At 48.8% G+C, this 13,244-nt stretch carries 13 protein-coding genes and 1 pseudogene; 2 read left to right on the top strand and 12 right to left on the bottom strand.

Features of this window, described 5'->3' with window-relative positions; translation table 11 throughout:
- Positions 1-16: 16 nt before the first annotated feature.
- From ACQ5BJ_RS13990 to ACQ5BJ_RS13975, 4 genes are all read right to left on the bottom strand, one after another.
- A complete protein-coding gene (locus ACQ5BJ_RS13990; protein ID WP_005548978.1) occupies positions 17-712 on the bottom strand; it encodes an ABC transporter permease in 696 nt (231 codons plus the stop codon).
- Between the two features lie 15 nt (positions 713-727).
- Positions 728-1,630 carry a glycine betaine ABC transporter substrate-binding protein gene (locus ACQ5BJ_RS13985; protein ID WP_268599785.1) on the bottom strand — a complete coding sequence of 301 codons (903 nt, stop codon included), beginning with the start codon at positions 1,628-1,630 and terminating at the stop codon, positions 728-730.
- A 207-nt stretch (positions 1,631-1,837) separates the two neighbouring features.
- Positions 1,838-2,497 (bottom strand): ABC transporter permease, encoded by a 660-nt coding sequence (locus ACQ5BJ_RS13980; RefSeq protein ID WP_268593831.1) that lies wholly within the window; start codon positions 2,495-2,497, stop codon positions 1,838-1,840.
- Between the two features lie 6 nt (positions 2,498-2,503).
- Positions 2,504-3,667: a betaine/proline/choline family ABC transporter ATP-binding protein gene (locus tag ACQ5BJ_RS13975; protein ID WP_005548983.1), complete on the bottom strand. Its 1,164-nt coding sequence runs from the start codon at positions 3,665-3,667 to the stop codon at positions 2,504-2,506.
- A gap of 441 nt (positions 3,668-4,108) precedes the next feature.
- On the opposite strand from ACQ5BJ_RS13975, the gene ACQ5BJ_RS13970 reads away from it, so the two are divergent.
- Together ACQ5BJ_RS13970 and ACQ5BJ_RS13965 are read left to right on the top strand one after the other, a co-directional pair.
- Complete coding sequence (locus tag ACQ5BJ_RS13970) at positions 4,109-4,312, top strand: helix-turn-helix transcriptional regulator (protein ID WP_197268788.1); 204 nt, start codon at positions 4,109-4,111, stop codon at positions 4,310-4,312.
- A gap of 2 nt (positions 4,313-4,314) precedes the next feature.
- A pseudogene (locus ACQ5BJ_RS13965) lies at positions 4,315-4,622 on the top strand (hypothetical protein).
- Positions 4,623-4,686: 64 nt separating this feature from the next.
- On the opposite strand, the gene ACQ5BJ_RS13960 reads toward ACQ5BJ_RS13965, so the two are convergent.
- The 8 genes from ACQ5BJ_RS13960 to ACQ5BJ_RS13925 form a co-directional block, all read right to left on the bottom strand.
- Positions 4,687-5,202, bottom strand: coding sequence for a DUF2179 domain-containing protein (locus ACQ5BJ_RS13960; protein WP_005548988.1), 516 nt, complete (start codon positions 5,200-5,202; stop codon positions 4,687-4,689).
- Positions 5,203-5,605: 403 nt separating this feature from the next.
- A complete protein-coding gene (locus ACQ5BJ_RS13955; RefSeq protein WP_268599788.1) occupies positions 5,606-7,225 on the bottom strand; it encodes a cobyric acid synthase in 1,620 nt (539 codons plus the stop codon).
- 7 nt (positions 7,226-7,232) lie between these two features.
- Complete coding sequence (gene cobS / locus ACQ5BJ_RS13950; protein WP_289356296.1) at positions 7,233-8,066, bottom strand: adenosylcobinamide-GDP ribazoletransferase; 834 nt, start codon at positions 8,064-8,066, stop codon at positions 7,233-7,235.
- A complete protein-coding gene (gene cobU / locus ACQ5BJ_RS13945) occupies positions 8,063-8,632 on the bottom strand; it encodes a bifunctional adenosylcobinamide kinase/adenosylcobinamide-phosphate guanylyltransferase (protein WP_430110488.1) in 570 nt (189 codons plus the stop codon). The genes cobS and cobU overlap by 4 nt, the downstream gene beginning before the upstream one ends.
- Before the next feature lie 180 nt (positions 8,633-8,812).
- A complete protein-coding gene (cobT, locus tag ACQ5BJ_RS13940; protein ID WP_268599789.1) occupies positions 8,813-9,868 on the bottom strand; it encodes a nicotinate-nucleotide--dimethylbenzimidazole phosphoribosyltransferase in 1,056 nt (351 codons plus the stop codon).
- 179 nt (positions 9,869-10,047) lie between these two features.
- On the bottom strand, positions 10,048-10,914 hold the full coding sequence (locus tag ACQ5BJ_RS13935) for an ABC transporter ATP-binding protein (protein ID WP_005548996.1): 867 nt from the start codon (positions 10,912-10,914) through the stop codon (positions 10,048-10,050).
- Positions 10,911-11,954, bottom strand: coding sequence for a FecCD family ABC transporter permease (locus ACQ5BJ_RS13930; RefSeq protein ID WP_430110492.1), 1,044 nt, complete (start codon positions 11,952-11,954; stop codon positions 10,911-10,913). Before ACQ5BJ_RS13930 ends, ACQ5BJ_RS13935 begins: the two co-directional genes overlap by 4 nt.
- 17 nt (positions 11,955-11,971) lie before the next feature.
- On the bottom strand, positions 11,972-12,970 hold the full coding sequence (locus ACQ5BJ_RS13925; RefSeq protein ID WP_163978207.1) for an ABC transporter substrate-binding protein: 999 nt from the start codon (positions 12,968-12,970) through the stop codon (positions 11,972-11,974).
- Between the last annotated feature and the right edge of the window lie 274 nt (positions 12,971-13,244).

Genomic DNA, 13,244 nt, shown 5'->3' with positions numbered 1-13,244 from the left:
TCACCGTGGCCTAGTTTTACTTCGAAGAAGAGGCACTCTGCCGAGAACCTGAACTAGACGTCCGCTGCGCAAAGTTGAGCTTGCGCTGCATCACTCCAAATATGATATCCGCAACGATGGCCAGCAGTGCCGCTGGAATCGCTCCCGCATACAAGCGGAGCGGATTTTGCCCGTTCAATCCAGAATAGATTTCTCTACCCAATCCATCGCCGCCGACGAGAGGCGCGATAGTCGCAACCCCGATTGCAATGACGGCCGCAATGCGAAGTCCTGAAATGACATAAGGCAGCGCCAGTGGGAATCTCACCTTGAACATGAGCTGCATCGAGCTCATGCCAAGTCCGCGTCCCGCTTCCACATAGCTTCCGTTCACCTGCTTCAAGCCGACATATGTGTTGCGAACAATTGGATTCAAGGAGTAAAGCAGCAGACCAACGACAACGGTCGTTGTCCCGAGACCGAACACGAGCATTAGCAGCACCAGCAGCGCCAAGCTCGGTACAACCTGCAGCATGCTGGTTATTGCCAAGATGAACTTAGCCAGCTTCTCATTCCGGGAACAGAGCACACCAAGCGGGATTCCGATTGCGAGTGCAAGACCGATGCCTGCCAGCACCATCACCACATGTGTAATAAAATACTCCCACAGCATACCGCTGTTTCTACCCATATATGACAATAAATCTGCGATTGACCACTCATAATTGCTCATTCGTATCCTCCTTCCCTAGCTCTTTAGCAAGCCGACCTTAGTTAAATAATCGACAGCAACCTCACGCTCGCTTTTTTTCTCAATATCCACTTGATAATTGAGATCGATCATCGTCTTCTCATCCAGCGTACCCAAGAGCAGCCCGATCACGTCATTCAGCTCTGGGTGCTTTTCCAGCACATCCTTGCGGATGACCGGGGATGCATCATAAGGAGGGAAGAATTGCTTGTCGTCCTTAATCGTTGTTAAATTATAGGCTTTCAAGCGCGAATCGGTGGAATAGGCAAGCACAATATCCACCTGGTTGTTGGCAACAGCCTCATATACCAGACTCATCTCCATTGGAAATTCCTTGCCAAAGGCAAAGCCATAAGTTCGCTGGAAGCCCTTATATCCATCCGCATCACGCTCCAGCCAAGTCGTGTCAACGCCCAACCTCAAGCTGCCTGCATCTTTGGCCACATCCGATATCGTCTTGTATCCTTTCTCATCCGCCAGCTTTTTCTGGATCGTAAAGGCATACGTATTCTCGAATCCAAGCGGCTCATACCATTTGAAGTCAAAATATTTATCAAAACCCTGCTGAGCCTGCTTCAATACCTCCTGGCGATTCTTCGTCTCTTTCACCGGAAAGTGATTGTTGAAGATCTCACCCGTGTACAAGGTTGCCATCTGTACTTCATTCTTCTTCATCGCATTGATGACTACAGGACTAGCCGCTAAATCCGGCAGTACCTTGACCTTGATATTCGTACGATCTTCAATAAGTGCTTTATACATTTCCGCAATAATTTTGGTTTCCGAAAATGTCTGGGTGCCGATAATGATCCGGTTATCCGCTCCACAAGCAGACAACAACAATGCCAGCATAACCATGAGTGCTGTTCCGCCAACAGCCCATTTCTGTCGCATCTTCATATGTGCGCCCTCCTTCATTCAGACATTCAGGACAGGTGTTCATCACGATTCAACTAAATCCAGCTCAAATCCCAGCTAACCGAGTTCCGAGTTTCATTCAACTTAATGCTTTACTTGATTCGCTCACATTCAGCGCTGCGATGAACATCCTGCCTTACACTTCTATCCTTTATCCGACTGTCCACCCCGTTCACGTACGGCAATAACTTATGCCGTCATGCTGCTCGTCCGTCCGAAACGGCGTGTCAGTGCTCGCTCAATCCAGCCCAGCAATGCGTCAATGACAAATGCCAGTACAATGGCTCCAACTGCTCCTGCGACAATCAATTCCGGCTTATTTACGCCAAGACCGGATACGATTAGCTGTCCAAGACCACCTGCACCGATAAGTGCTGCTAACGTGGCCCAACTGATAATGTACACAGTCGTAATTCGAATGCCCGACATGATATAAGGAAGCGCCAGAGGAAGCTGAATGCGAAGAATACGCTGCATCGTATCGTATCCCATGCCCCGTGCGGATTCCAGCACGCCGCGATCGACCGACTCGAAGCCATCATACGTATTGCGCAGAATCGGCATTATAGAATACAAAAACAAGGCGATAATTGCCGGCTTCATCCCAATGCCCATCAGCGGTATCAGAATCGCGAGCAGCGCAAGGCTTGGAATCGTCTGCAACAGGTTCGCAGCAAAGAACACAATGCTGTTCACCCACTTCACGCGATTGTAGACAAGCACGATTCCTAATGGGATTGCTGCCAAGCAACCCAGCAGTACAGAAGCGGCCGTAATCGCCAAATGCTCGCGAAGCGCCATGATTATGTCTGCGCCTCGCTCCTGAAAGAACGTCCACCATTCATTCATCATCCATCAGGCCTCCTCCGCATAAGCTTTCGCCAGCTTATCCACGACAGCTGGATATACCTCGGACAAATGCTTGACGACACTTCCCCGCGTAATGAGTCCCACAAATGTCCCCGTATCATCGACCACCGCCAGATTGGTCAAGCGATGATCGTTCATCATATTCAAGGCATCAGGCAGCGGCGTTCCCGGTGGAACGGAATAGCCGATCGGCTTCATCACATCTTTGACGGTTTTGCCTTCCTCACCGTACTGATCGAGTACATTATAGATCGATACAATGCCTTGGAGCTTCTTCGCACGATCCACGATGAACAAGGAGTCAACCTTGCGATGCTCCATCATTTTGATGGCTTCCGCTAAACCGCGATTCGGGAATGCCGTCGCTGGTGTAGACACCATTACCTCATCCACGGTTGGAATATCGATAGGAGACTCGCTCTCCAATCTCTTTTGACCGATGAACGTGCGAACGAAATCATTCGCCGGATGGCGAAGAATCTTTTCTGGAGAACCGGTCTGCACGACCACTCCATCCTTCATCAGCACGATTGTATCTGCAATCTTGATCGCCTCATCCATATCATGGGTAACGAAAATAATCGTCTTATTAAAATCTTGCTGTAATCGAATCAGTTCATCCTGCAATTGTTCACGGCTAATAGGATCAAGTGCACTAAACGGTTCGTCCATTAGAATAATATCTGGATCCGCTGCAAATGCGCGAGCAACACCAATACGCTGCTGCTGTCCGCCACTCAATTCGGCTGGATACCGATTGCGGTAAATTTCCGGATCAAGGTTAACGAGGCGCATTAGCTCATCAATACGGGCGTCAATCTTATCTTTATCCCATTTGTTCAAGCGTGGAACGACAGCAATGTTATTGCCGATCGTCATATGGGGGAATAGCCCGATATTTTGAATAACATAACCAATGTTGCGGCGTAGCTCTACGGGGTTATGCGACGACACGTCTTTGCCGTCAATGAGAATGGTGCCGTTTGAAGGAGTCATCAGACGATTAATCATCTTCATTGTCGTCGACTTTCCGCAGCCGCTTGGTCCAATAAGAACGGTCAGTTCTCCTTTCTTGAACTCAAGGTTGATGTCTTTCAACGCCTGAAAGCCATCCTCATACACCTTGTTCACATGCTGGAATTGAATCATGCATCGCTCACCTCTTTTATAAGATTAGATAATAAATTTATCATCTATGAAAACAATAAAAACAGCTATGTTTATTATTACATACATATTTTTTCGTGTAAAATCTTATGTAAAAACCTTTTCTTAAAATATGTGAAAATCATACATATAAGATAGTCTTATATATATTACTTACCCCGCGTCAGAAGTACGGAAACAACGAAAAACCGCCCTTTCAAAAAGGATGGTTTTATTGTCTTCATTTCTACTATGCAATATACCCAATGTACCCCGCCATAAAGACAGATTAACTCCACATAACCAAGCATTATTTAATGAACAATATTCCCCATAATGAAATAAAGGCTGCAATCTAAAAAAATGGTTATGCCGTCTCCAATTGTAAAAAATACTTTACGAATTGTAAGAAATAATTTACACTCATAATTAGAGGTGGTGCTATTGTTACAAAACAAGTTAGTTGTTTACCGAGCAGAAAAGGGATGGACACAAGAAGAGCTTGCAAAGCGGGTTGGCGTTAGCCGTCAAACCATTGCAACCCTTGAAAAAAACAAATATAATCCTTCTCTTATTCTTGCCTTCAAAATTGCAAATGCTTTTGACAGGACATTAACCGAAGTCTTTGATTATAAGGAGCGGGTGTAAAAATGTTATTGTTGAAGATTGTATTCATTGTTGTGATATTTCTTAGCCAGATGTATCATTGAAATTCAAATCAAGTGAGGAAGCAAAGGATGAAAGAGGTAGGGAAATTACGCATAAAACAAATAGTATGCTGTTTAATATGTTGTATGCAGGTGTTATTCTATTGATTGCACTCCATTTGCTTGAAATTGTTTCAATCAAATATTCACCTGATATTCTGTTATATTTCACACTATTGTTGAGCGTTTTTGGGAGCGTCTTTCTTTATATCAATAAGAACAAGGAAAATTATGAAGTGAACCGTAATTGACCTCTTCATTGAGGTTCTTTTCATGCATAATTTTACGAAAAATGAAAAAAAGGCGCGCAGCGCCTTAGCGCCGCGTCACCTTGGTCCAGAAGCCGCCATGCAGCTGTGACGGTTCAGAGGTAATAATAAATGCCTTAGGCTCAATATCCAATATCGAGCCTTGCAGCTTGGTTCGATTTTTACGCCGCGACAGCACCTCGAGCATCAAGCGATCTCCATCCCGGCCGCTGCCGATCCATGTTGTAACCCCATAGCCGTGGTCGCGCAAATAATTTGGCAGCTCACTCTCCGGATTATTAACGATAACTTTCAGTACGACATATCCCAGTGCTATCTTATCCTCGATCCAGGATCCCACAAGTACACCTATTCCGTAACCGGCCGCATATACAATAAGGCTAATCGGCTCGTTCAAATATTTAAGCACCATGTTCAAGCCAAGCACGTAAATGATAATTTCTACTGTACTGATCATAGCAGCTAAATAGCGCTGCCCCTTCAACGTCAAAATCATCCGCAGCGTAAAAAAGGAGACATATACGATTTGGATCGTGAAAATAGCAATCAGTATCGTAAGCATACACGCAAATCCTCTCTCGCCTGCTAAGCAGCTATACAGCAGCATTGCTGATGATTGTGGGCATCAGGTATCCAGCCGCAATCAGCACCTGTAACAGCATCTGTACAGCACTTATAAAAGCGCATCGTAATAAATTCATTACCCGATTATGGAAGCCACGAAACGTCCTTCTCCTTTGCAGTATAGCGCAAGGAGGATTGATCCTTCACCTGAATCAACCGTAAATTCGACCTTAAGGCAAAAAAAGAAGGACTCCGGCCCATGTCCGAACTCCCTTGATTGTAATGTCTATAGTACGCCGAGGCAAGAGCAGAAGGCGATAGGGAAATCATTTCAAATTCAAGCCGTTCCCCTTGCGCCTGCATCCTTGATTCTTTTTCGCATCCGTTCCTGTTCCAGCCTGCTAATGATCAGATCTGTGGTGATCCAGTTGAAGTATTTGATAAAGCGCGTCCATATTCAAGCTGTTCCGCACCAGGTCAGCCAGCCGATCGAATGCCTCTTCACGCTTGGCATTATAGTTCAGTGCCGTCGGTAGATGCTCCATCCCTTTGACCTGACGAAGACGGTTCAACCAGCCTCTGCGAAACTCATCATTATGGAAGACGCCATGCAAATAAGTGCCTAGTACCTGTCCTGAAGCTGTCACACAACCATCTGTTCCGCGATCGCCTTCTAACAAAAACAGCGGCTCAGCTCCCATATCAGCAGATACCTGTGCCATGAATGTGGAGCGTCCCATATGAATCTCATACCCCTCAACCGGGTGCTTGTATAGTGGGGTTCCTTCTAATTGTGAAGCACAAACCGTACCGGATACCCGTTCCGTGCGCTTATCGGCTGCAAATTCGGTAGCAAGCGGCAGCAGTCCCAATCCGTCCATTACGGAACCCGCCTCAGCTTCTGCCCCTGCCGGATCGGACAAGCTGTGCCCAAGCATTTGGTATCCGCCGCAGATGCCGACAACGGCAATCTTGCTGGTTGAAGCGAAAGCCTGGATAGACTCCGCTAAGCCTGTACTGCGCAGCCATTTGAGGTCAGTCATCGTGCTTTTCGTGCCAGGAATGACAATTGCATCAGGGGCACCCAGTTCCTCCGGCTTTCGTACATAGCGAACGCGTACATCCGGTTCCGCAACAAGCGGATCGATATCTGTAAAGTTAGAGATGTGAGGCAGTGCTATCACCGCGATGTCGAGATCATTGTCCGGCTCTATCTTGCCCTTCCACTGCTCCAGCGCAACCGAGTCTTCAGCCTCAATGTCGAGATCGTTGGCATATGGAAGCACACCAAGCACCGGTTTTCCTGTCCGTTCCTCCAGCCAATCCAGTCCTGGCTGCAGAAGCGTGACATCTCCGCGAAATTTATTAATAATAAAGCCGCGAACGCGTTCTCGTTCGTGCGGCTCGAGCAGCTCAAGCGTGCCGACAATAGATGCGAAGACACCGCCGCGATCGATATCCGCTACAAGAATAACAGGCGCATCTGCCCACCCTGCCATGTTCATATTCACAATATCGTTCTGCTTGAGGTTAATCTCGGCAGGACTCCCTGCTCCCTCCATCACGACAATATCGTATTCAGACCGAAGCCGATTGACCGCCTCAACAACGATGCGCTTCGCCTCCGGCAGGAAGCCTGTGCGATAATCGCGAGCGTTCAAGTTCTGATACGGCTTGCCATGTACGACAACCTGCGCGCTCATCTCCTTCATAGGCTTTAGCAGCACCGGGTTCATATCAGTCGTAGCCATGACGCCGCACGCCTCGGCCTGTACGCCTTGGGCGCGTCCAATTTCCTTGCCGTCTGGCGTAACATAAGAATTCAGCGCCATATTTTGCGATTTGAACGGTGCCACCTTGTAGCCATCCTGCTTGAGGATACGGCACAGCGCTGTGGTCACTACACTTTTGCCAACATCAGAGGCCGTTCCTTGCAGCATAATTGTCCGACCGCGAACGAACTCCTGATCCGACGTTCCAACGCCCTGAGCCGGCATCGTTTTCTTCAACTGTTCATCCATCCCTTGTTCATCCTTTCATCCCGCACAAGACCACGAGCAGCAGCAGGAACACCATTTCCGTACATTCATTCAATGCGCCATAGGTATCGCCTGTCAGACCGCCCAGCTTCTTTGACAAATAGCGTGATATGCCCCATGCAGAGACGATTCCAAGCAGCGGCGAAGCGATAAGCAGCCACCAAGGCCATCCCGGAATAATTCCTGCCGGCACTGTCATCAGAGGGCTAACCTGAATCGGAAGCATCATGAAAGCCACAGCCGCAGCGGTCAACACCCATGCACATCCATAGGAAGCACTCACGTGCTTCTGGGTGAGCCCTTGGAAATAACTGCCGAGCCCGGATTCAGCCCGTGCATACGGTTCATTCGTCATCGCCCATACCATTGCTGCACGAGACCAAATAAAGGGAATGACAATCCATATATGCCATACATTTGCATCAAATAGAATCATGAGCAGTGACCATTTCAGCAGCAGCATCAAGACACAAGCGATAACACCCATCGCTCCGACCCGACTGTCCTTCATAATTTCAAGCATGCGCTCGCGGGAGCGGCTGCTGAATATGCCGTCTGCTGTATCCATCAGTCCGTCCATATGCAGTCCGCCCGTTACTACCAGCATCAGCGCCAATGTCATCGCTGCAGCCGGCCCTGTCGGCAGCAGCAGGGACAGCCCCGCCCCTGCGCCCCATATGATCAGTCCAACAACGCCGCCTGCAATGGGGAAGAACAAGGTGCTGCGCTTCAGCACCTCGTTCGTAAAGGGCACTTCCTTCGGAATCGGAATACGAGTAAGGAATTGCATGGCCGCTATTAACGCATGTGCATACTGCTTCATAGCTCTACCATCCTGCTCTTAAGCTCGATCGGAATCCCCGCAGTTACCAAATATACTTCATCGGCAAGTGCAGCCATACGCTGATTGAGCCGCCCTGCTGCATCGCGGAATATACGCCCGAGCTTGTAGGCAGGAACGACGCCGCTGCCGACCTCGTTCGTGACCATGACGACGATACCCTCTCGTCCTTGAATCGTATGAAGCACCTGCTGCATACTGCGAATACAGCTTTCCAACTGCTCCTCCATATGTGCCTCATCTTCCTGCTCGGCTCGCAAAAGCTCATTGGACAACCAGATCGTCAAGCAATCGACAAGCACAGCCGGCTGCTCTGCTTGGCTTAGCCATGTCGGCAAATCAAGCGGCTGATTGACAGTGGCCCATCCATAGTCAGATGCTTCACGGCTCGCCCGGTGCAGCCGAATACGCTCCATCATTTCTTCATCATGAGCTTCAGCAGTAGCAGCATAGATACCGCCGTTCGGGGACAGCCTCATGAATAATTGCTCAGCGAACGTACTCTTGCCACTGCGTGCCCCGCCTGTTACGAGTACAATTTTCCCCATTCTCACTCATCCTTGCTTCATAATACTTGCTATATCAGGTCAGATCATCACGTAAACTGCCCGCTGTATACCTGCTAACGGCCATTTCTTACTATCTGTTAATTCTGTATTTCTATTAGTGACTATATCAGCAATACCTATCAATCACTTGTATTAGCGACTCCGTCATTTCTACAGCGGTCATTCCTTATTCGTTACACCCGCCTCTGCAAATGTAGCCATTTCCCGCATAATCCGCATGGCTGCGTCAATCAGTTGGAACATAAGCACTCCGCCGGTTCCTTCCCCGAGTCGCATCTGTACATGCAAGCAAGGGTTCAACTTCAGCTCAGACAAAAGGGCTCTATGTCCCCGCTCCTCTGACAAATGTGAACCAATGAGATAAGGCTGTACCGCCGGAGCCAACCGAACTGCCGCCAGCGCGGCTGCACTGGAAATAAATCCATCCACGACAACCGGAACCCGGTTGGCCGCAGCTGCAAGAATAACCCCCGTCAGACCGGCAATTTCCAAGCCGCCTACCTTCGCAATCACATCGAGAGCATCCTCTTGGTTCGGTTTATTTATCTCAAGCGCTTGCCGTACTACATTGCATTTATGTTTCCACTGTTCATCACCGATGCCAGTTCCGTGCCCTACTGCATCTTCAGGCTGCATGCCGGTGAAGGCGCACAGCATCGCCGCACTCGCCGTTGTATTCCCAATTCCCATTTCTCCCGTCGAGAATAAACGGTATCCATCGCGGACGTACTGTTCTACAATATCAACACCAACTAGAATCGCAGATAATGCTTCTTCGCGTGACATCGCTGGGCCCTTTGCCATGTTCGCTGTTCCTTTCCGGACCTTGCGCGATACCAGCTTTGGATCACTCAAGTCGGCATTCACACCGATATCGACACAGATCACATCGGCTCCTGCTTCGCGAGACAGGACATTGACTGCAGCCCCTCCACGCAGAAAATTGAACACCATTTGCGGCGTCACTTCAGATGGAAATGCACTTACGCCTTCGTCGCACACCCCATGATCGCCAGCCATGACAATAACTGCCTTCTTCTCGAATTGCGGCTTAACCTCTCCTGTAATGCCCGCAGCCTGCACAGCTATGTGTTCCAGCACGCCCAAGCTTCCCGGCGGCTTTGTCAATTGATTTTGATGCTGGATGGCAGATTGAATTGCCTCCTCGTCCAGCGGTTTAATTTGTGCGATCAGTTGCTTCAATCGTTCATTCATGCTGCTCATCTCCGTTGTCAGATTCAATGCCATACTGTCAGCGCTTTCCGCTGCTCTTGCTTATCTCCAAAAACATCAGCTCAACATGCCTTGCTTACGTTAAATCGTTACCTATTTCAAATTGTAAAGCTAGTAATTGCGTTATTGCAAAATCATAATAAGTTGTGCTGTCCCATCTATCATCCATGACTTGGGCGAATTAACACCTGCGGACGTCCTGTATCAGGATGCGGCACGATCGTCGTGTCGGTGGCAAAGATCCGCGACAGCAGCTCCGGATTCATCAATTCATCGGGCGTGCCTTGGGCAGCAATCCCTCCGTCATGGATTACAACAAGCCGATCACAGTATAAAGAAGCCAAATTCAAGTCATGGAGCACAGATACGATTGTCAAGCCGCAATCCTTCTGCCAATCCCGAACAATATCCATAAATTGCACCTGATAATGGATATCCAGATAGGTTGTCGGCTCATCCAAAAGCACGATGCTGGGCGATTGCACCATCAGCTTGGCCAAAGCCGTGCGCTGACGCTGACCGCCGCTAATCCGATCGAGCGGATAATCGGCCAGCTCTGTCAGTTGCAGCCGCTCCATAATTCGGTCTACGAGCGCTCCGCTGTCCTCGGACTCTGATCCGAGCCAGGACTGAAAAGGGAAGCGTCCCATTTCAACCACCTCACGGACGGTAAAGCCAAGTGGCGGCAGAGCTTCCTGCTGCAATACAGCCATCAGTTGGGACAATGCTCTTCGTTTGTAGGAAGCCAGCGCCTGTCCATTCACCTGGATCGAGCCTGACGTCGGACGATCGGCTCCAGACAATAAGGATAGGAGCGTGGATTTGCCGCTGCCGTTCGGACCGATAATGCCGACCCATTCACCAGCTTGCACACGAAGCTCTACATCATGAAGAACATGCTTCTCGCCATAGTGCTTGCTCAATCCTTGAACTTCAATGATCGTGTCTTTAACCAGTTCGTTAGCGGGATTGCTGCTCTCTGCCAACCCCAAATCCCTTAGCGGCAAATGTTTTCCTCTTTGTGTCATGACCATTTCCCCCGTTTCGCTCGCTTATTGCGCATAAGCAAGTAGGCGAAGAATGGCGCACCCAGGAACGCCGTTACAACCCCCAGCGGAATTTCCGTCGGCGCAAAAGCCGTGCGGGCAATTGTATCCGCCCACATGACATAAATGGCTCCCCCAATTGCTGAGAGCGGTATCAAATATCGATAGTCTGGGCCAACAATCAAGCGCAGCAGATGCGGCACGACTAGGCCGACAAATCCAATGACGCCAGAGACGGACACGGCCGCTGCTGTAATCATTGTCGCCGTCAGCAGCACTGCCCATTTCGTTCGTTCCACATGAAGTCCGAGATGGGAGGCTTGCCGCTCGCCTAGTGCAAGCAAATTCAATGGTCTTGCGTATACAATAAGAATTACGATGCCGACTGCCAAATAGGGAGCAAGGACAAGCGTATAGGACCAGCCGCGCATCGCCAAGCTTCCCATTACCCAAAATAAAATTTCATTGATCGTCTGATTCGTCATTGCCACAAGAAACGATACAATTGAGCCAAGAAAGGCTTGCATCACTACCCCGGATAAAATAAGCGTCTCGATCGGAATCTTGCCCTGCTCACTGGCAAGCTTGATGACCACCATCAAGGTTGCCACCCCTGTTGCGAATGCGACGACAGGTATAGTCCATTCGCCGAACAGTGCATATTGCAGGCCAAAGTAAATAAGCAAAGCGGCTCCCACAGAAGCGCCAGAAGATACCCCTAATGTATACGGGTCTGCCAGTGGATTGCGCAATACCCCTTGAAATGCAGTTCCCGCTACACCGAGTGCCGCTCCGACGAGCAGAGCCAGCAGAACACGAGGGAAGCGTACCTTCATCATAATTTGCGCAGAGGCATCATCCCATGTAACCGGAATTACTTGATCCATGCCCGGAATATGATGGAGCAGAATTTGTGCAATTTCTCCCATTGGCATTCGTACTGACCCTACAGCCAAACATCCCACAACGGACAAAAGGAGAAGCGCAATACCCGCTCCTCCATACCCAACCATTTTATTCATCGTTCTCTCCACGACGATTATTTCACCAAGTCCGGATGAATCGCCTTCGCAACAGCCTTCAATCCGTCAGCAACACGTGGTCCCGGACGGCTGATCAGGTTCTGATCCACACCAATTACTTGATTGTTCTTAATTGCATTGATATTGTTCCAACCGCTGCGTCCACGAATAATTTCTTCCAAGGACTTGTTCGTCTCGGAATCCACTACACCTTGTGTGAACATGATTACATCCGGATTGGATTTAATAATATTTTCTTCGTTAATTTGAATCCAGCCAGCTGAATCAGCCGCAACGTTTGTGCCGCCCGCCATTTCAATCAGCTCGTTCATGAACTCGCCGCTGCCTACTGTCCAGCCTGGGGAGAATTCAATGTAGACCTTCTTCTTCTCCGCGCTTTGGACCGCATTCTTTACGTCATCACGCACTTGCTTCATGTTGTCAACGACTGTCTTCGCTTCCGCTTGATGGTCTGTAATTTGACCATACAATTCGATATTGGTAATCACATCATCGTACGTTTTTGGCTCGACCTTGAATATTTTAATTCCAAGCTCGCGGAACTTTTTCACAACTGGCTCCTTCATGGAGATGCCTGTGAACACGATGTCCGGCTTGGCTTTAATAATTGCCTCTTCATTCGGCTTCGTAATGCCGCCCATTTTCTCTTTGGACTTCGCTGCTTCCGGATAATCATCAAAATCAGAAACACCAACGATTTGAGCATCCAATCCAAGTGCGAACAAGGACTCTGTCTCTGCTGGAGATACAGACACTATACGTTCAGGCGCTTTTTCGAAGGTAAATTCTTCGCCTGTTGCATCTTTAACAGTCAGTGGATATTTCGTTTTCAGATCATCCTGCTTCGGTTGTTCAGAGGCAGTGTTGTTGGTCTCTTGCTGAGCAGCCGTATTTTCAGCGGGTTTAGCCGCATCCTTGTTGCCGCAAGCCGCAAGTCCTACTGTCAGCATAAGCGCCAGCAGCGCCGCAACCGATTTGTTCAACCATTTGTTCATGTTTTATCTCTCCCTCGCGTCATTCTTTCCTCGTCTTACCTCTGTACCAAATGTGCAAGCGTAAAGCGGTTCCATTCGCCACCATGCGTAACGAAATTGCGTGACAAGTTGCAATTGCCTAAAGTTATACTCCCCTGCGGGTATCGGTTGTCAATGAGCACTTGCATATACCTAAGCTGTACCTCTTCATGTGACTGAATTCGTGATATACATTCGTGCTGTGCATTTACATCAAATTGCATTGCTGTCGTGTATAAGCGCTTATGGTTATGAA

The sequence above is a fragment of the Paenibacillus sp. B1-35 genome, from assembly GCF_050474385.1.
GTDB classification, from domain to species: domain Bacteria; phylum Bacillota; class Bacilli; order Paenibacillales; family Paenibacillaceae; genus Paenibacillus_B; species Paenibacillus_B alvei.
Note: the sequence above shows the minus strand (reverse complement) of the source record. Positions and strands in the feature narration are given on the sequence as shown.

Bases quoted from the DNA above. Each gene is read 5' to 3' on its own strand.
- ACQ5BJ_RS13990 (WP_005548978.1), bottom strand. From the start codon at position 712: ATGAGCAATTATGAGTGGTCAATCGCAGATTTATTGTCATATATGGGT.
- ACQ5BJ_RS13985 (WP_268599785.1), bottom strand. From the start codon at position 1,630: ATGAAGATGCGACAGAAATGGGCTGTTGGCGGAACAGCACTCATGGTT.
- ACQ5BJ_RS13980 (WP_268593831.1), bottom strand. From the start codon at position 2,497: ATGAATGAATGGTGGACGTTCTTTCAGGAGCGAGGCGCAGACATAATC.
- ACQ5BJ_RS13975 (WP_005548983.1), bottom strand. From the start codon at position 3,667: ATGATTCAATTCCAGCATGTGAACAAGGTGTATGAGGATGGCTTTCAG.
- ACQ5BJ_RS13960 (WP_005548988.1), bottom strand. From the start codon at position 5,202: ATGCTTACGATACTGATTGCTATTTTCACGATCCAAATCGTATATGTC.
- ACQ5BJ_RS13955 (WP_268599788.1), bottom strand. From the start codon at position 7,225: ATGGATGAACAGTTGAAGAAAACGATGCCGGCTCAGGGCGTTGGAACG.
- cobS (WP_289356296.1), bottom strand. From the start codon at position 8,066: ATGAAGCAGTATGCACATGCGTTAATAGCGGCCATGCAATTCCTTACT.
- cobU (WP_430110488.1), bottom strand. From the start codon at position 8,632: ATGGGGAAAATTGTACTCGTAACAGGCGGGGCACGCAGTGGCAAGAGT.
- cobT (WP_268599789.1), bottom strand. From the start codon at position 9,868: ATGAATGAACGATTGAAGCAACTGATCGCACAAATTAAACCGCTGGAC.
- ACQ5BJ_RS13935 (WP_005548996.1), bottom strand. From the start codon at position 10,914: ATGACACAAAGAGGAAAACATTTGCCGCTAAGGGATTTGGGGTTGGCA.
- ACQ5BJ_RS13930 (WP_430110492.1), bottom strand. From the start codon at position 11,954: ATGAATAAAATGGTTGGGTATGGAGGAGCGGGTATTGCGCTTCTCCTT.
- ACQ5BJ_RS13925 (WP_163978207.1), bottom strand. From the start codon at position 12,970: ATGAACAAATGGTTGAACAAATCGGTTGCGGCGCTGCTGGCGCTTATG.